This window comes from Shigella sp. FC1967 (genome assembly GCF_001743005.1).
In the GTDB taxonomy this organism is placed as follows: Bacteria; Pseudomonadota; Gammaproteobacteria; order Enterobacterales; family Enterobacteriaceae; genus Proteus.
On record NZ_MIIZ01000214.1, the window covers coordinates 1 to 265 of the forward strand.

General features: G+C 52.1%; 1 protein-coding gene. It reads right to left on the bottom strand.

Annotation, left to right across the window (positions count from 1 at the left end):
- The coding region (locus tag BHE89_RS24175) for a hypothetical protein (protein WP_216080966.1) at positions 1 to 231 on the bottom strand (231 nt) is incomplete at its 3' end.
- Between the last annotated feature and the right edge of the window lie 34 nt (positions 232 to 265).

The window sequence follows — 265 nt, forward strand, 5'->3', positions numbered from 1 at the left end:
GTTCCACCTTCGACCATGCCGATGCCCCCCTTTGGCGAGGGTGTCATTTATCGCATCCGCCAAGATGAGCTGCTCCTTTCTTGGCCTCATCGCAAGGGGATTCAGATAGACGTCCATCATGTGCTCACTTTCTTCCGAGGTAAGCTGGTGATTGACGTAGAGCTCCTTTTCGATCCCAGCGCTCAAAATATAAAAAAGCAGTAGCCCCTCAGGCTGTTTATGCTCTCGCATCAGCGTTCTTATTTTGGCGCTGACTTGCTGGGGG